Genomic DNA, 17464 nt, shown 5'->3' on the forward strand with positions numbered 1-17464 from the left:
ACAAACAGAAGCCAGGCAGAGTCTACGACCCCGCTTCGAGCAAGCGAAGCAGCCCAGCCTCGTCAAGCACCTGAACACCAAGCTCTTGAGCCTTGGCAAGCTTACTGCCCGCGTCTTCGCCGGCCACCACATAGCCGGTTTTTTTCGAGACCGAACCGCTTACTTTTCCGCCGGCGGCCAAAATGAGTCGTGTCGCGTCATCGCGGGTCAGCGTCGGCAAGGTACCGGTCAAGACCAGCGTTTTGCCGCTAAGCACCAGGCGTCCCGATGGCGCGGCATCGACGTTGGGACGCACACCGGCAGCCAGCAACGCCTGTACGACTTCGCGGTTATGCGCTTCGGAAAAGAATTGCAGGATCGACGCGGCCACTACCGGGCCCACGTCATTGACGGTCAGCAATGCCTCTTCGTCGGCCTGCATTACCGCCTCGATCGAGCCGAAATGCAAGGCCAGGTCGCGCGCCGTAGTTTCGCCCACCTGACGTATGCCCAGGGCAAACAACAAGCTGCCCAGCGACGGCTCACGCGCCTTATCAATGGCCTGCACCAGGTTCTCGGCCGACTTGCGTCCCATTCGGTCGTACAGCACTAGCTCTTCGACCCGCAACGTGAATAAGTCAGCCAGAGAACGAATGCGTCCGCTGTCTACCAGTTGGTCGACCAGCTTCTCGCCCAGCCCTTCGATATCGAGCGCCTTGCGGCCCGACGCGTGCAGCAACGACTGCTTGCGCTGCGCTGCGCAGAACAGCCCGCCTGTGCAGCGAGACACCGCCTCGCCCTCTAACCGTTGAACAGCCGACCCGCATACGGGACAACTGGTGGGCATGACAAACGGCTTGGCGCCCTCGGGGCGCAGCTCGATAATGGATCCGACCACTTCGGGAATCACGTCGCCGGCCCGTCGCACAATAACGGTGTCGCCCACCCGAACATCCTTGCGCCGGATTTCATCTTCGTTATGAAGGGTGGCGTTGGTGACGGTGACCCCGCCCACAAACACCGGCTTGAGCCGCGCTACGGGCGTGATCGCACCAGTGCGCCCCACCTGCACCTCGATGTCGGTAAGCAGGGTGGTCTCTTCCTGAGCAGGAAACTTGTGGGCGACGGCAAAGCGCGGTGCACGCGCCACATAGCCCAAAACCTCTTGTGCCTCGAGCGCATTGACCTTATAGACGACGCCGTCGATGTCAAAGGGCAGGCTTGCCCGACGCTCGTTCATGCGCGCGTAATACGCCAGCAACTGGTCGGCTCCATGCAGCACCTGGCGCTCTTTGCTGACAGGCAAGCCCAGTTGCTCAAACCAATCCAGGGCGGCGTCCTGAGTGGCGGGCTGCTCGCCACGGATCTCGCCCCAGCCGTAGGCAAAAAACCGTAAGGGACGCCTGGCTGTGATGCGAGGGTCGAGCTGACGCAGACTACCGGCCGCCGCGTTGCGCGGGTTGACGAAGATTTTCTCGCCTCGGGCCTGCTGAGCTTGGTTGAGGGCATCAAAGTCGCTTCGGTACATCAGTACTTCGCCCCGCACTTCAAGCACCTGGGGAAACCCCGCCCTAAGCTTGAGCGGCACCGACCGTAATGTGCGGATGTTGCTGGTGACGTCTTCGCCCACCTGGCCATCGCCCCGTGTAGCGGCAAGTACCAACAAGCCGCGCTCGTATCGCAAGCTGATGGCCAGGCCATCGAACTTGCACTCGGCCATATACGGTACAGCGCGCCCGTCTTCCAGCATGCCCGCCGCCCGCAAGGTGTCGCTGACGCGTTTGTCGAAGGCCAGGATGTCATCAGGCTCGAACGCATTTCCCAGTGAGCGCATGGGAACAGCGTGGCGCACGCTGTCGAACGCGGCCACCGGCGCCCCACCCACCCGCTGCGTGGGCGACTCGGGCACAATCAGGTCGGGGTGCTGTTGTTCAAGCGCTTGCAGACGAGCAAGAAGCTCGTCGTACTTGGCATCCGAGATAATCGGGGCGTCAAGCACATAGTAGAGATGGTTATGTGCCGAGATTTCATCCCGCAGATCTTGCAATACCTGCTGAATGCCCGGTGCCGCGTCGCTGTCGGTCACGAGAACAACCTCATGGTCCGCTCATCGGCAGCCGGAAAACCCGCACGCTCGAGCGCTTGATACAGCTCGTACAGCTTCTGGTCGATGGCCTGGTCGGCACTTTCTTGCACCGGCTGGCCCTGGTCGTCGATAAGCGTGGCCTGCAGGCGCGATGCAAGGTCTCGACCCACGCTGGCCATGCGGCTGAATGCCTGTTCGTCGGCCTGGCTGCGTGGCACGTCAAGCAGGAGATCGAGCCGATCGACCCCGGCCGAGTCGAAATCGCTAGCGGCAACGCCGTCAAACAAAAGCGTAAACCTGGGAATACCCGCCTCGGACATCCACGCCAGCTGGTTTCCATAAGCCAGGAAACCGGCGTCCTTGACCGCTTGATTCACCTCGGCTACGGGCCGGGCGCCACCAAGCCGCAGGGCCAGGCCGACCTGAGCATCAAGGCCTGCACATAACTCGTCGAGCTCTTTCGCCCGCTGCAAGACCTGGGCCTGATCAGGGCCTTCGACCGACCCCTCGAAACGCTCGGCCAGATCCTGGGCGATCGTCCATATATGCGACCACTCGATATCGGTAAGCGGCCCACTACGGTTTGCCAGCAAAACCGCCAGCTGTACCGACAAATAGGCGTTACCCTCGCGCAGTCTGAGCGTATGCCCGCCCTCGTGCTCGACCAGCACCCGAACCGGCTTCTCGCCGGCCTTGTGGATGGAGCGCACGGCCTGCTGCAGTTCGGCGCCCGAAACCGGGTGTGAAAAGACCACGTCGATGACGGCCTCGCAGATGGGGTCGGCTTCGACAGATTCGTCGGCATGCGCCTCAGAAAGGGAGGCCGGGCCAAGACCCGGCTCGCGCCTGCCCCCCGTGGGCATTCCGCCCATAAGCGGATCTTCGTCGGCCTCGGGAAAATGCTCTTGCATGCGTTGTCGTACGCGTCGATCTTGCCACCAGTTAAAACATACCAGTACCAGGATCAGAATCACGCCCAGCGAAATCAGGCCTATCTGCAAATCACTCATGTCCGCCTCGTAGCGTCCTTAAATCGTAAAGCATTCTATTTAGCATCAGGCTTCGGCCAACTGCAACGCTGACTCGATATCGACGGCGACAATACGGGATACACCCTGCTCTTGCATGGTGACACCGACCAGTTGACGAGCCATCTGCATGGCAATTTTATTGTGCGAAATGAACAGAAACTGGGTTTGCTCGCTCATGCTGGAGACCAGATTTGCATAGCGCTCGGTGTTGGCGTCGTCGAGTGGCGCATCGACCTCGTCCAGCAAGCAGAACGGCGCGGGGTTGAGTTTGAACAGCGCAAACACCAAGGCGGTGGCGGTCAGGGCTTTTTCCCCACCCGACAACAAATGAATGGTGCTGTTGCGCTTGCCCGGCGGTTGCGCCATGACTTGCACACCCGCATCCAGAATCTCTTCGCCGGTGATGACCAGGCGTGCCTCGCCACCCCCGAAAAGGCGCGGAAACAGTTCACCGAAATGCCGATTGACCTGGTTGAAGGTTTCCTGCAGCAACTCACGGGTTTCTTTGTCGATCTTGCGTATGGCGTCTTCAAGCGTATCGATCGCATTGCACAGGTCCTGGTGCTGGGCATCAAGGAACGAGCGCCGCTCCCGGGCGGTGGAGAGTTCGTCGAGCGCAGCAAGGTTGACCGGCCCCAAGGCATCGACCTGGCGAGAGATGCGCTGCACTTCGCTTTGCAGCCACCCGGTGCGGCGCCAGTCTTCTGGGCGTTCGGCCAGCAGTTTGCTCAAACCGTCGCGATCAACCTCGTGGGCGTCAAGCTGCTCGGAAAACTGTTCGACGGCCAGCCGAGCCGCCTGCTCTTGCAGTTGCAACTGCATGATCTGCTCGCGACGGGGCTCGAGCGAGCGCTCTTGCTCAAGACGCTGCTCGTCGGCCGCACGCAGCAAGGCGGCCAGATTGTCGAGTTCGATGCGCGCCGAGTTAAGCGCTTCTTCGTGCTTGGCCCGCTCTTCAAGGGCGTCTTGCAAACCTGCCTGCGCTGCCGATGCATCCAGTTCGAACAGTTCGCCTTGCAGCCCCTCGAGTTCGTCTTTGGCTCGACCCACCTGGTCTTGAGCCAGTTGCAGGTTGCGCTGCAGGTCGGAGATGCGGCTTTTTAACGCACGCTCGGCAAACTCGGCCTCTTGTACCGCGCGCTCAAGGTCGCGCAGACGCTGACGAGCTTGTTCGGCCTCGCGCGCCAGGTCTTCGCCCGACATCTCGGCATCAGAGAAGCGCATTTGATGTTCGGCCAGTTCGTTATCCAGAATCTCGAAACGAGCTTCTGCCTCTTCGCGGCCGGCGCGCAGTTCTTCGGACTGGACCTGGATTTCAGTCAGCTCATCGTTAATACGTGCCGCCCTTTCACTGGACTGCCGGGCGCGCTGATCGAGACGCGAATGTTCGAGCTGCACGTCGTGCAAGCGTTGGGTCAGTTCGCCGACCCGAGTACGCGCAGGACCAAGCGATTCGGTTACCTGGCGCCAGGCCGTCTCGGAGCGCGCCACCGCTGACACGGCTTCATCTGCAATAAGCTGTCTGGCCTTGACCTGACGCTGAAGGTTTTCGATTTCTTGCTGGCGCGCCAACAACCCGGCTTGCTCGGAGTCAGGCGCATAAAAACGCACGCTATGGCGGTCGACCATATGGCCCGCCCGTACGATGAACAACCCGCCGGCAGGCAGTTGAGCCCGTTTGGCCAGCGCCTCGTCGACGTCATCGGCCAGATAGACGTGCTGCAACCAATCGTTCAGCAAGGTGCGCAGGTCTGGGTCGCCGATGCGCAAGAGCGTGCTTAATGCGACGAGCCCGGCCGGAGCATGCTCGGGGGCCTGGGCAGGCGGCAACTGATAAAACGCAAGCCTGGCAGGCGGCGGGTCGGCCGTGAAGGCTTGCGCGTGCTCGAGCTGCCGGATTTCAAGCGCCGCCATGCGTTCACGCAAAACGGCTTCCAGAGCGGTTTCCCAGCCTGCCTCGACTTGCAGTTTTTGCCACAAGCGGCCCAGGCTGGTCAGCTCGTGCTGTTCTAGCCAGGGCTGCAGTGCGCCCTGCTTTTGCACATCTTCTTGCAACTTGGACAAGGCCGCAAGTTGCGCCTCGAGCCGGGAAAGCGCTTGAGCTTCGGTGCGCGACGCGGCCTGGGCCTGGGTACGTGCCGCATCAAGCTCGGGCAGTTGGTCTTCATACTCGGCCAATCGAGCCTGCGCTTCTTCAAGATGCTCGCCCATGCGAGCAAGCTCGCCCGTAAGGCGTTGAAGACTCTCGGGGTCTGGCGCGTCAAGTTCGCGAAGCTCTTGTTCAAGGCGGTCACGACGCTGATCCAGCGCGCCCACCTGACGATCAGCATCGCGCTGCGCCTGGGCCACCAGTGCCAGGTTCTGCTCGACCCGCGCGAGGACACTACGTAGTTCATCACGCGAAGAGCCCGCCGCCCGCACCCTGGATTCGACATCCGGCAACGCCGCGGCGGCTTCTTCAGCCTGCGCCCGACATTCTTCGATACGGGCTATTGCAGCCTGTAGTTCGGCTTCGCTTTGGGCCAACTGCTCGGCACAATGCGTCTCTTGGTCGGACCATTCTTGTATCTGCTGCTGCAATTGCCCTCGGCGGGACTGGACGCGATTGCGCGAGTCGACCACATGCCTGATTTCGGCTTCGAGACGGCTGACCTGAGCCCCCGCTTCGAACAGGCGGCCCTGCACTGCGTGCACCGCATCGGCAGCTGCATAGTGGGCCTGACGGCGCGACTCGAGCGCTGACTCACCGGCGCGCAGGCCCGCTATGGCGCCCTCGAGTTCGGTCTGCGCCTGCTCTATGGCCAGAAACCTGGCCCGCTGCTCTTGGCGTGCGTTGGACTCTTTAAGCAACCACAGAGCATGCTGTTTCTGCTCACCCTCTTCCTGAAGAGAGCGATAACGCACGGCCACCTCAGCCTGCGACTCGAGCTTTTCGAGCTGGCCGGTCAACTCTTGCAAAATATCTTCTACACGGGTCAGGTTCTCGCGCGTGTCGCCAAGACGGTTTTCAGTCTCGCGGCGACGTTCTTTATAGCGCGAGACCCCGGCAGCCTCTTCGAGGTAAACGCGCAGCTCTTCGGGCCGGGCTTCGATCAGGCGGCTGATCATGCCCTGGCCGATAATGGCGTACCCCCGGCTGCCCAGACCCGTACCCAGAAAGATATCGTGGATGTCGCGACGCCGAACCTGCTGGTTATTTACAAAATAGCTGCTGGTGCCGTCGCGGGTCAAAACGCGGCGCACCGCGATTTCAGAGTAAGTGCTCCATTGACCGGCCGCGCGACCTTCGGAGTTATCGAAAACCAGTTCGACCGACGCCCGTGCCGCCGGCTTGCGGTTGCCCGATCCGTTGAAAATCACGTCTTGCATCGATTCGCCACGCAACTCGGATGCCCGAGTTTCACCCAGCACCCATCGCACGGCATCAATAATGTTTGACTTGCCGCAACCGTTGGGCCCCACGACGCCCACCAATTGGCTGGGCGTGGGTATGACCGTCGGCTCGACGAACGACTTGAAGCCGGCTAGTTTTATTTGGGTCAGACGCACAATGAACGGGTGAACTGAAATGTAAGAGCGGCAAAATGCCGGAAACGAAGTTCCGAACGCAATTGGTTTGTATGATACCGCAGCATAGCGCACTTCCATCAGCCCACATTTTCGGTTTCTACCCACAAATTTCCAGGCGGGCCACCATAACCGCCTGCACCAGACGCTATACTCATTAACTATTTTCGCGAATTGTTTCCATCCTCCTGAACCCGCCAACCCTCTAAATTCCAGAACGGGACTACGATTGAAAAAAGGCTTCTATCTCGTCATGGCCGCGCAGGCGCTGTCTTCATTGGCCGACAACGCGCTGCTGATAGCTGCCATTGCCCTCATTGTCGACTTGCAGGGCCCGGACTGGATGGCACCCATGATGAAATGGTGGTTCGCCCTGGCTTATGTGGTGTTGGCCGCCTTTGTAGGAGCCTTTGCCGATTCATATCCCAAGGGCAAGGTCATGTTCGCCACCAACAGCATCAAGGTGCTGGGCTGTTTGCTGATGTTCAGCCATCAGATGCTGGGGCTCGAGGCATCCGGCCAGTTGGTGTTGGTGTTTGCTGCGTATACCTTGGTGGGCATCGGCGCAGCCGCCTATTCACCGGCCAAATACGGCATCGTCACCGAAATGCTGCCGCCCGATCAACTGGTCAAGGGCAACAGCTGGATCGAAGGCCTGACCGTGCTTTCCATCATTATGGGCACCGTGTTGGGTGGCGTCCTGGTCAACCCCAGCGTATCGGCGCATTTGCTCAGCCTTTCGTGGATGCCCTCTTTCGTAGAGACACGCGCCGAAGGCGCCATTATCTGCATTGCACTCGTTTATTGCATGGCGGCCCTGTGCAACCTGCTGATACCCAGAACAGGCATCAGCTACCCCAAGCAGCAAACCAATCCATTCAAACTGGTCATCGAGTTTGGCGGCTACGTGCGCATTCTCTGGAAGGACAAACTCGGGCAGATTTCATTGGCCGTCACCACGCTATTCTGGGGTGCCGGCGCCACGCTGCAGTTTATTGTTATCGAGTGGGGCGCCCAACACCTGGGCTACCGGCTGGATCAGGCTTCAATACTGATGGGCGTGGCCGCCCTGGGCACCGTGTTCGGCTCCATATTTGCTGGCAGGGTTCCCCTAAAAAAAGCCTTGTCGGTATTGCCCCTGGGAGTGTTAATGGGTCTGGCTGTACTGCTCATGCCCTTAGTCAATAAAACCTGGGAGGTCTACGCCCTGCTGTTGCTGGTGGGCGGGCTTTCGGGCTTTTTTGTGGTGCCCATGAACGCGTTGCTGCAGCATCGCGGCCACGTACTGCTGTCAGCGGGGCACTCGATTGCGGTGCAAAACTTCAACGAGCAGTTGAACATACTGTTGATGCTTGCCGCCTACAGCGCAATGCTTTGGCTGCAATTGCCCATTGGCACCATTATTGTCATCTTCGGCCTGATGGTTGCCTCGCTGATGCTGCTGTTTATGCGCTGGAACTATCTGAACCAAAAGGCCGACCCAGAGCTGCACAAGCAGATCGGGCAGCATGGCCATGGCCAGGCACTGCGCTGATCGGCAGCAACCATTACCATAGCGTTGGGGCGGCTTGCGGTGCCGCCCTGCGCACTCGGCGCCAGCACGCTAAACCCCATTTGCCAGATTCAGGTCTCGCCAACTGGCTGCTTTATGTTGCGGCCGCGACAGCAACGAAGCCGGATGATAGGTAACCACCAGGGGAATCGTGTCACCACCGTCGAGCTTGAAAACATGAACACGCCCCCGCTGTTCTTCGAAGGGCTTGCCATCTGCCACCAGCGCCTGCGCCGCCAACCGCCCCAAAACCAGAATGCCGCGCGGACGAAGCAGGCCGATCTGGGCGCGCAAATAGGTCGAACAAGCGGCAATCTCATCTGAGCCGGGCGGCCGATTGCTGCGCGGCCGACACTTCACCAGATTGGTGTAAAAGACCTTATTTTTGGAATCGATGCCGGCCGCATCAAGCATCGCATGCAGCAGCTCACCGGCCTTGCCTTGAAATGGCTCACCCAATCGGTCGTCCCGATCGCCCGGGGCCTCGCCCACCACCAACCAATCCACTGACTCTACAGCCCCGGCTCCGGGTACCGCCCGATGTCGCCCCGCATGCAAGCCGCAGGCTTCGCAAGCACGGATTCGCGCTTCGAGCACGGCCCAATCAGTCGTTTCCTCGTGTGCGAAACCTGATTCAGCATGGTCGCCCCCCTTTTTGTCGCTATGGGCCGAATCATTTTCACCACGCATTTGTAACAGCGCCTTTGACGGGTCGCCAGCGGCTCCCGCCAAAGGCGCTTGCCCCAACACTTGGCGCAGGGCCTTTAACCCCTCTTTCTTACCGGTTTGGCGCAAGGCAGTCAGCGCTGCCGCAGCCGCTCCTGCCTCGGGCACACCTTGGAGCGTCTTAACGGCAGAACCCTTCAAGTCAGGGGAGGCGGGCTGAGCAACGACCGGTGTGATTGCGGCTTTCGGCGTCAAGCGCGCCAGCATGGGCCGGTCCAGGCCAAGCTCAAGCAGCCAAAGGCGCTGCGCACGACTTAACCGCGGTGGCGAGGAAGACAAGCGATCAGCCACTGCGGTCTCCGGCGTCGAGCCGTTTTTCCATAACCAGGGCATCTTCGCGGGTATTGCGTTGGTTGGGGTAGTAATCTTTGCGAACGCCGATTTGCGTGAAACCGCGATTGCGATAAAAGTTCAGCGCCTGCACGTTCGAGGGTCTGACCTCAAGCAGTATGGCCGGCAGGCCCCGGGCCAAAGCCTGGCTTTCGCAATAGCGCAGCAACCCATGCCCCACCCCGCTGCGCTGGGTGTCGGGTTGTACAGCGATCAACAGCAAGTGGGCGACATCGGGGGCGAACATCATCAGCGCAAAGCCCTGTATACGCCCTTCGTGACAAGCCACCCAGCCCGCGTAACCTGCCTGCAGTGCATCGCGAAAATTGCCCGGAGTCCAGGGAAACGACTGAACCGAGCCTTCGAGGGCGGCAACTTCGTCAATATCGGATTCCGTCATACTGCGAATGGTGGAGAGCGGGGTCGCCTTGGGGTTGCCCCCGCTTCCTTGCGCGCGCTCGGCGGTTGTATAGGCGACTTTCTCGCGTACGTACAGTGGCGCCGCCTGATGAGGCTGCAGCACGAGACCGCGCTGAAAATCACCCCACGCCAGACGTGCCACCGCCTCGGCTGAAGCCCGCAGGGGCCGGCCCCTGCGCAGGTTCAAGCCCTTCAGCTCGGGCAAGAGCGAGCCCTGTTCGCCCAATATGTGCGGATACGCGTCCAGGGCATCGCCCAGCAGCTTGACCGCCGGCGTCGTGGTGCGCGACCACAGCCTGGCCTGCTGCGCCACCCAGGGCAGGACATCGGCGACGTCCAGCAGCACAGGTTCGTGCAACACGTGCCAGCCGCCTGGATCTTCTATCGCCTTTCCGTATACGGCAGCGTATACCTCGGACATGCGCGCATCTTGCACGACGACTCGCATGGGTTCGTCACCGTCGGCGCGCACTGCGGCGGCATGCAGGGACACAACGGGGATGACAGGCAAACCCAGTGCGAACGCCATGCCCTGGGCCACGCCGCACGCGACTCGCAAACCCGTGAAGCCGCCCGGACCCTGCCCGAACGCAATGGCGGAAAGATCGGTGCGCTGCAACCGCGCCTGCTGCAGCAGCTGATCCACCATAGGAAGCAGCCGCTCGGCATGCTCGGCCGTGGCATCGTGCGACAGGGAGCGTAACTTTACATCGATGCCGTCTGAACTTAGCAACGCTACGTCACAGACACTCGAGGAGGTTTCCAGCGCAAGAAGATGATGTCGGGCAGTACCCATGTCTCTCCAGAAAATACCGTAAGCCAATTGACCCCGGTGTTCATTTTAAGGCCATTGGTGATAAGCTATGTAAGCTTGCCAAAACGGCACACTGTTCTGGTGGTTACCGGTATTCGCACTGCCCTTGTTTTGCGTGGTTTCATCGCAAATGTAAGCGTCGATTCTACCAAACGCTTAAGATGTAATATCTTGCTACAACCCCCTTTCCGGGTTTCTTTGGGCCTGTTACATTTTCGACCATGAATACACAAAACCAATCCCTCATTCGCAAAATCCTCGTCGTCGACGATGATCCCCGGTTGCGCGATCTTTTGCGCCGCTACCTGTCCGAACAAGGTTTCAATGTGTTCGTTGCCGAGGACGGCAAAGAAATGAGCAAGCTCTGGCAACGCGAGCATTTCGACCTGCTGGTGCTTGACCTGATGCTGCCCGGCGAAGACGGCCTGTCTATTTGCCGGCGCTTGCGTGGCGGACACGACAACACGCCGATCATCATGCTCACCGCCAAGGCCGAAGAAATCGACCGCATCGTCGGGCTCGAAATGGGGGCCGACGACTACCTCTCAAAACCGTTCAATCCGCGCGAACTCCTGGCCCGGGTCAACGCCATCTTGCGTCGTCGCGGCACCGAAGAACACCCCGGGGCTCCCAGCCAAGAGAACGAATCCATCGAGTTCGGCCCGTACGTGCTGAACTTGTCCACCCGCACCCTTACCCGCAACAACGAGCAGGTGCCCATCACCACCGGCGAGTTCTCGGTGCTTAAGGTATTTGCCCGCCATCCAAAAATCCCGCTCTCGCGCGACAAGCTCATGGAGCTTGCCCGGGGCCGCGAATACGAGGCTTTTGACCGTAGCCTCGACGTTCAGATCTCGCGTCTGCGCAAACTGATCGAGCCCAACCCCTCCAAGCCCGTATTCATCCAGACCGTATGGGGTCTGGGTTATGTCTTCGTTCCCGACGGCGGACGTTAACAGCGTCGCCCCGCGGGGCGTCGGGTCGTATTTTGGCGGTTGCCCGAATGTCGCGCATACCAAAGCAAATTAAAAAACTCACCTCCAGGCTGCGCCTGGGCCTTTTCAGCCGATCCTTCCTGTTGCTTGCCGCGCTTATGTTGGTCAGCCTGGGGGCTTGGCTGCAGGTCTTCTTCAGCATGGAAGAAGGGCCGCGCGCCACGCAAATGGCTCAGCGCGCGGCCACTTCCGTCAGTATTACGCGGTCGGCGCTGGTCTATGCACCCACCAACGTACGGCCGGCGCTGCTTCTGGACCTGGCCACCAAAGAAAGCCTGCGTATACAACCGCGCGAAGAAACCGATCAGCTCGAACCCCTGCCTGATTCCAATTACTGGAACCACGTCGCCTCCGAAATTAAAAAACGGCTCGGCGCGGGCACCCAGGTCATGTGGTCGGTGAATCAGGCGCCCGGCATCTGGGTCAGCTTCGAAATCAATCGTGACCAGTACTGGCTGGTGTTCGACCGCGAACAACTCGGGCTGACAGCCGGCATCGAATGGTTCGGCTGGGGCGTCACTGCCCTGTTGCTAGCACTTATCGGTTCGGCAATCAGCGTGCGCTTCGTCAACCGGCCACTGGCGCAATTGGCCAAGGTGGCCCAGCAACTGGCCCGAGGCGAAACCCCCTCGCCGCTGCCCGAGAAAGGACCCATTGAAATTCGCGAAATGAATATCGCTTTCAATCGCATGGCGCGCGACCTGCGACAGGCGGAGGCCGACCGCGAAATCATGCTGGCGGGCATCTCGCACGACCTGCGCACCCCCTTGGCCCGTATGCGACTTGAAATTGAAATGAGCTCGGTCACCGACGAGACGCGTCAGGCCATCGACGAAGACCTGGCCCAGATCGACCACAGTATCGGCCAACTGATGGAATACGCGCGGCCGGCCGGTGTGGTGCCCAGCAAGGGTATTGACATATCGCGCGTGCTTAACGATCTGTTTGACCGCGAACGCACCCACACCGAGTCACTGGGTGGGCATTTGTCGGCCTCGATTCAATCCGGCATGTACGCCAAAATCGCCGCACACGACCTGAAGCGCGTGGTCAGCAACCTGATTGAAAACGCGCGGCGTTATGGCCGCTCGCCCGCCGACGACCGCGCCTATATTCAGTTGCTGGCTCGCCAGGAAGGCAGCACCATCGCCATCGAGGTCACCGACCAGGGCGCCGGCATTGCCGAAGTCGACATCGAACGCCTGTTGCGCCCGTTCTCGCGTGGCGAGTCAGCGCGCACAGGGGTCAGCGGAGCCGGCCTGGGTCTTTCTATCGTCGAACGGCTGCTGGGCCAGGTGGGTGGCCAGCTCAAACTTCTCAAACGCCCTTCCGGCGGGCTTATTGCGCGCATCGAACTGCCCAGGGCACGAGGCTGAGGCACAGGAATGCAGCTTGCAGCCAAAGCAGCACAGTAAAGGAGACCGCATGAAAACCGTAGGCGACAAACTCGAACCTTTCAAAGTTATAGGCGTAAAGCCCGGCTTCAATCTTCCCGAAGAAAACGGCGTTTCCGCCTTTGAAGACATTACCGAAAGTTCGTTTCCCGGCAAGTGGAAAGTCATTTACTTCTACCCCAAAGACTTCACTTATATCTGCCCTACCGAAATCAAGGGCTTTGACGATCTCGTGGCCGAATTTGCACAGCGTGACACCGTTCTTATGGGCGGGTCAGTCGACAATGAATACGTCAAGCTTGCCTGGAGGCGAGCCGACCCCGAGCTCGACAAGCTCGGCCATCACCAGTTTTCCGACATCCCGGGTTCGCTGGTTGACCAACTGGGCATACGAAAAAAAAGCGAAGGCGTTGCGCTCAGGGCGACATTTATCGTTGACCCGGACAACGTCATTCAACACGTATCGGTCAATAACCTGGACGTTGGCCGCAGCCCCCAGGAGGTGCTGCGTGTGCTGGACGCACTGCAAGCCGGCGGGCTTTGCGCCTGCAATCGACAAATTGGCGGCGCTACGCTGTAGTGCGCGTCAGCAAGGCCACTACCGTGGCCGCGATTCCTTCCTTGCGCCCCAAATAGCCCAGGCCCTCGTTGGTCTTTGCCTTGATATTGATGTCGGCTTCAGCCATGCCCAGGTCGGCGGCGATGTTTGCCCTCATGGCATTGGCATGAGGGCCGATTTTTGGGGCCTGGGCATGAACCGTGGCATCAATGTTCACCGCCTGCCAACCTGCAGATACGACCTTTGCGTAGGCATCGCGCAGTAAGCGACGGCTGTCAGCCCCATGATAGGCCGGATCGGTGTCGGGAAAATGCCGGCCGATGTCGCCCAGCCCGGCGGCGCCCAGCAGTGCATCGGTAATGGCGTGCAGCAACACATCGGCGTCTGAATGCCCTGCCAGGCCGTGCGCATGCGGTATGGTCACGCCGCCGATAATCAGCGGCCGGCCTTCTACCAGCGCATGTACGTCAAAACCCTGCCCCACCCTGAAGGGAATGCTCATAACCACTTTTCCATCAATTCGAAATCTTCCGGCCAGGTGACCTTGAAGTTGCGCACAGAGCCCGGAACCAAACGGGGCTTGTACCCAGTTTGCTCCATGGCCGATGCCTCGTCGGTAATCGTTTTTCCGGCCTCAAGCGCATGCTCAAGTGCATGCAGCAGTTCAAGCGCCGGAAACATCTGCGGTGTCTGGGCGACCCACAGGTTGTCGCGGTTGATCGTTTCTTTCGCCGCATGCCCTGCCTGGGCCGCCCCCCCGGTCAGTATGCACGCATTGTGATCAAGCGCAACGCCGCGCTTGACGGTGTCAGCCACCGGCAAGGCCAGCAGGCCGCCCACCCCTTGCTCAAGGCAGGTGTCGATAAGCCGAGTCAAGGCCGACGAGGGCAGGCCAGGCCGGGCCGCGTCGTGTACCAAGGCCCAGTCATGTGCACCCGGCTGCGCCTGTCGCAACGCCGCCATAACCGTTTCAGCACGCGAAGGGCCGCCACAAGCCCGAACCTCGGTACGAGGCAGACCCGCCAATGCAGACTCAGCCCAAACATCGGCGGCAGACACCGCCACCAGCACACGGTCAATACGGGAATCGGCCAGCAAGGCCCGCACCGCATGGCGCAGCATGGATTCATTACGCAACAGGCGATATTGCTTAGGCCCGTTTACGGGCTGGGAGCTTGATTCCTGGGCGCGCGCGCCGACTCCGGCCGCCGGAACAATGGCAATCAATTTATCTTGCATATAAAGATTTTATAATGAGAGCCTGAAATGACCACCGATACCGCTTCCCCTCTTTTGCTTCCCTCTACTGCTTCCTTGCTGAAGGCGCTGAAACCAGGCCGGCGCCACGCCGCACCCATGCCGCCGGGCTCGGGCGATGCCTGGTTGCTGGCCGACCTGGCCCAGCAGGCTGGGCGCCCCATGGTGGTGCTTTGCGCCGACCCGCTGGCCGCACAGCGCCTGGCCGAAGAAATCCGACTGTTCGCACCGCTGCTGCGTATTCGGCAGCTTCCCGACTGGGAAACCCTGCCCTACGACAGTTTCTCGCCGCATCAGGATTTGATTTCCGAACGGCTGCAAACCCTGCACGCCCTGCTGCAAGGTACTGTCGATGTATTAACCGTGCCGGTTACCACGGCCTTGTACCGCCTGGCGCCACCTTCGTTTCTGGCGGCCTACACTTTCTCGTTCAAGCAGGGCGACCAATTGGACGAAGAAGCCTTGCGCCGCCAACTGACGCTGGCCAACTATACGCACGTAACCCAGGTTACGGCACCCGGCGAGTTCTGCATTCGGGGTGGCCTGATCGACCTTTTCCCCATGGGTTCGGTGCTGCCCTACCGACTCGACCTGTTCGACGACGAAATCGAGTCCATACGCAGTTTCGATATCGACAGCCAACGCAGCCTATACCCGGTCAAAGAGGTTCAACTGCTGCCTGGACGTGAGTTTCCGATGGACGAAGCCGCGCGCAACCGCTTTCGTGCACGGTTTCGCGAACATATCGAAGGCGATCCTTCGCGAGCCCTTCCTTACAAAGACATTGGCAACGGCATTGCATTTGCCGGAGTCGAATATTATTTGCCGTTGTTTTTTGATGAAACGGCCACGCTATTTGAATACCTCCCCGCCGAAACAATTACGGTCTCGGTGGGCGATATCGACGGGGCCATGCGCGGCTTTGCCCAGGACACGCACAGCCGCTATCAGTTTCTGAAAAGCGACCGCGAGCGGCCAGTGCTGGCGCCGGACATGCTGTTTCTTGACGCCGAGACACTGTTTTTACACCTGAAAGATTTTGCTCGACTGGCGATTACAGACGGCGAGCCACATCCAGACTTTCAAAAAGTACCCGACGTTTCGGTGGCACGACGCGCCGAGCACCCGCTGGCTCGCCTCCAAGCCGTGCTTGATCAGCCCACATTGCGTCTGCTGCTGTGCGCCGACTCGGCCGGAAGGCGCGAAACACTGCTGCAGATGCTGGCGGAATACGGCATTCAGCCAGACGCTCAAGTCGACACGCTGCAAGATTTTCTGGCCGGCGACAACCATTTCAGCGTCGTGCCCGCAGCCCTGGCCGCGGGGTTCTACCTGCCCGACAGCAGCCTGATGCTGCTGACCGAAAACGACCTGTACCCCAACCAGGCACACGCCCTGCGTCGGCGCCGCCGGGCTCAAGAACGCAGCAGCGACGTGGAAGCCATGGTGCGCGACCTGTCCGAACTGCGCGAAGGCGACCCGGTCGTCCACGCCCAGCACGGCATCGGCCGTTACCACGGGCTGGTCGACATGGATCTGGGCGAAGGCAAGATGGAGTTTCTCCATCTTGAATACTCGGGTGGCAGCACGCTGTACGTGCCGGTTTCGCAGTTGCACGTCATTGCGCGTTACAGTGGCGCCGACCCCGACACCGCACCTCTGCACCAGTTGGGTTCGGGCCAATGGGACAAGGCCCGACGCAAGGCGGCGCGTCAGGTACGCGACGCCGCCGCCGAGCTGCTCGCGCTTTACGCACTGCGCGCCGCACGCGAAGGCCATGCCTTCAAGCTGCCGATCAACGACTACGAAGCATTCGCCGAAGGCTTCGGCTTTGACGAAACCCCCGACCAGGCTGCGGCGATTGAGGCCGTAATCGGCGACATGACTTCAGGCAAGCCCATGGACCGCCTGGTTTGTGGCGACGTAGGCTTTGGCAAGACCGAGGTGGCACTGCGAGCGGCCTTTGTGGCCGTGGCCAACAACAAGCAAGTAGCCTTGCTTTGCCCCACCACCTTGCTGGCCGAACAGCACGCTCAGACGTTCGCCGACCGCTTTGCCGACTGGCCCGTAAAGGTGGCCGAGCTTTCGCGGTTCCGGTCCAGCAAAGAAGTGGCGGCCGCCATGCAGGGCCTGAAAGACGGTACGGTGGATATTGTTATCGGCACACACAAGATATTGTCCAAAGACGTGTCATTCAAGCGACTGGGACTGGTCATTATTGACGAAGAGCATCGGTTTGGCGTGCGCCAGAAAGAAGCGCTAAAAGCGCTTCGTGCCGAAGTCGACGTCCTGACCCTTACCGCCACCCCCATACCGCGTACGCTGGGCATGTCGCTCGAGGGCATCCGCGATTTCTCAGTCATTGCCACGGCTCCGCAAAAGCGCCTGGCCATCAAAACCTTTGTACGACGCGAAGACAATTCCACCATACGAGAAGCGCTGCTCCGCGAACTGAAGCGTGGCGGGCAAGTGTATGTGCTGCACAACGAGGTCGAGACCATACATAACAGGCGCGCTCGCCTTGAAGAGCTGGTGCCCGAAGCTCGCATCGCCGTGGCGCACGGACAAATGCCCGAGCGCGAGCTCGAAGACGTGATGAAAGGCTTTTACCAACAGCGCTACAACGTGTTGTTGTGCACCACCATTATTGAAACCGGCATCGACGTACCCACGGCCAACACCATTGTGATTCACCGCGCAGACCGGCTGGGCCTGGCCCAGCTGCATCAATTGCGTGGGCGCGTGGGCCGTTCG

Annotated in this window: 12 protein-coding genes; 5 read left to right on the forward strand and 7 right to left on the reverse strand. The window is 60.3% G+C overall.

The annotated features are described in order from the left end of the window. Positions 1-22 precede the first annotated feature (22 nt). Genes ligA through smc form a run of 3 tightly spaced genes read right to left on the reverse strand, consistent with a single transcriptional unit; the run spans position 23 to position 6645 of the window. The gene (gene ligA / locus VL003_RS06320) at positions 23-2065 is read right to left on the reverse strand and encodes an NAD-dependent DNA ligase LigA (RefSeq protein WP_325440702.1); all 2043 of its coding nucleotides are present in this window, start codon (positions 2063-2065) and stop codon (positions 23-25) included. Continuing rightward, on the reverse strand, positions 2062-3075 hold the full coding sequence (locus VL003_RS06325; RefSeq protein ID WP_325440704.1) for a cell division protein ZipA C-terminal FtsZ-binding domain-containing protein: 1014 nt from the start codon (positions 3073-3075) through the stop codon (positions 2062-2064). Before VL003_RS06325 ends, ligA begins: the two co-directional genes overlap by 4 nt. Before the next feature lie 45 nt (positions 3076-3120). After that, positions 3121-6645 (reverse strand): chromosome segregation protein SMC, encoded by a 3525-nt coding sequence (gene smc / locus VL003_RS06330; RefSeq protein ID WP_325440706.1) that lies wholly within the window; start codon positions 6643-6645, stop codon positions 3121-3123. 247 nt (positions 6646-6892) lie between these two features. Between smc and lplT the strand changes: the two genes are divergently transcribed. Then, positions 6893-8197, forward strand: coding sequence for a lysophospholipid transporter LplT (gene lplT, locus VL003_RS06335; protein WP_325440708.1), 1305 nt, complete (start codon positions 6893-6895; stop codon positions 8195-8197). A gap of 69 nt (positions 8198-8266) precedes the next feature. Here the strand turns inward: lplT and VL003_RS06340 are convergent, their stop codons facing one another. Together VL003_RS06340 and tsaB are read right to left on the reverse strand one after the other, a co-directional pair. After that, a complete protein-coding gene (locus tag VL003_RS06340) occupies positions 8267-9232 on the reverse strand; it encodes a uracil-DNA glycosylase (protein WP_325440710.1) in 966 nt (321 codons plus the stop codon). Beyond that, positions 9225-10487 carry a tRNA (adenosine(37)-N6)-threonylcarbamoyltransferase complex dimerization subunit type 1 TsaB gene (gene tsaB, locus VL003_RS06345; RefSeq protein WP_325440712.1) on the reverse strand — a complete coding sequence of 421 codons (1263 nt, stop codon included), beginning with the start codon at positions 10485-10487 and terminating at the stop codon, positions 9225-9227. The genes VL003_RS06340 and tsaB overlap by 8 nt, the downstream gene beginning before the upstream one ends. A gap of 239 nt (positions 10488-10726) precedes the next feature. Between tsaB and ompR the strand changes: the two genes are divergently transcribed. Genes ompR through VL003_RS06360 form a run of 3 tightly spaced genes read left to right on the forward strand, consistent with a single transcriptional unit; the run spans position 10727 to position 13474 of the window. Continuing rightward, positions 10727-11461: an osmolarity response regulator transcription factor OmpR gene (gene ompR, locus VL003_RS06350; RefSeq protein WP_017524991.1), complete on the forward strand. Its 735-nt coding sequence runs from the start codon at positions 10727-10729 to the stop codon at positions 11459-11461. 47 nt (positions 11462-11508) lie between these two features. Then, complete coding sequence (locus VL003_RS06355) at positions 11509-12876, forward strand: sensor histidine kinase (protein ID WP_325440717.1); 1368 nt, start codon at positions 11509-11511, stop codon at positions 12874-12876. A gap of 49 nt (positions 12877-12925) precedes the next feature. Beyond that, complete coding sequence (locus VL003_RS06360) at positions 12926-13474, forward strand: peroxiredoxin (RefSeq protein WP_325440719.1); 549 nt, start codon at positions 12926-12928, stop codon at positions 13472-13474. On the opposite strand, the gene ispF is transcribed toward VL003_RS06360, so the two are convergent. Both ispF and VL003_RS06370 read right to left on the reverse strand, forming a co-directional pair. Continuing rightward, the gene (gene ispF / locus VL003_RS06365) at positions 13464-13955 is read right to left on the reverse strand and encodes a 2-C-methyl-D-erythritol 2,4-cyclodiphosphate synthase (RefSeq protein WP_325440721.1); all 492 of its coding nucleotides are present in this window, start codon (positions 13953-13955) and stop codon (positions 13464-13466) included. The genes VL003_RS06360 and ispF overlap by 11 nt on opposite strands. Further along, complete coding sequence (locus tag VL003_RS06370; RefSeq protein WP_325440723.1) at positions 13952-14692, reverse strand: IspD/TarI family cytidylyltransferase; 741 nt, start codon at positions 14690-14692, stop codon at positions 13952-13954. The genes ispF and VL003_RS06370 overlap by 4 nt, the downstream gene beginning before the upstream one ends. Before the next feature lie 27 nt (positions 14693-14719). Between VL003_RS06370 and VL003_RS06375 the strand changes: the two genes are divergently transcribed. Continuing rightward, positions 14720-17464: transcription-repair coupling factor (locus VL003_RS06375; RefSeq protein ID WP_325440725.1), on the forward strand; the 2745-nt coding region annotated here is incomplete at its 3' end.

It is taken from the genome of Pusillimonas sp. (assembly GCF_035515275.1).
Lineage (GTDB): Bacteria > Pseudomonadota > Gammaproteobacteria > Burkholderiales > Burkholderiaceae_B > Pusillimonas.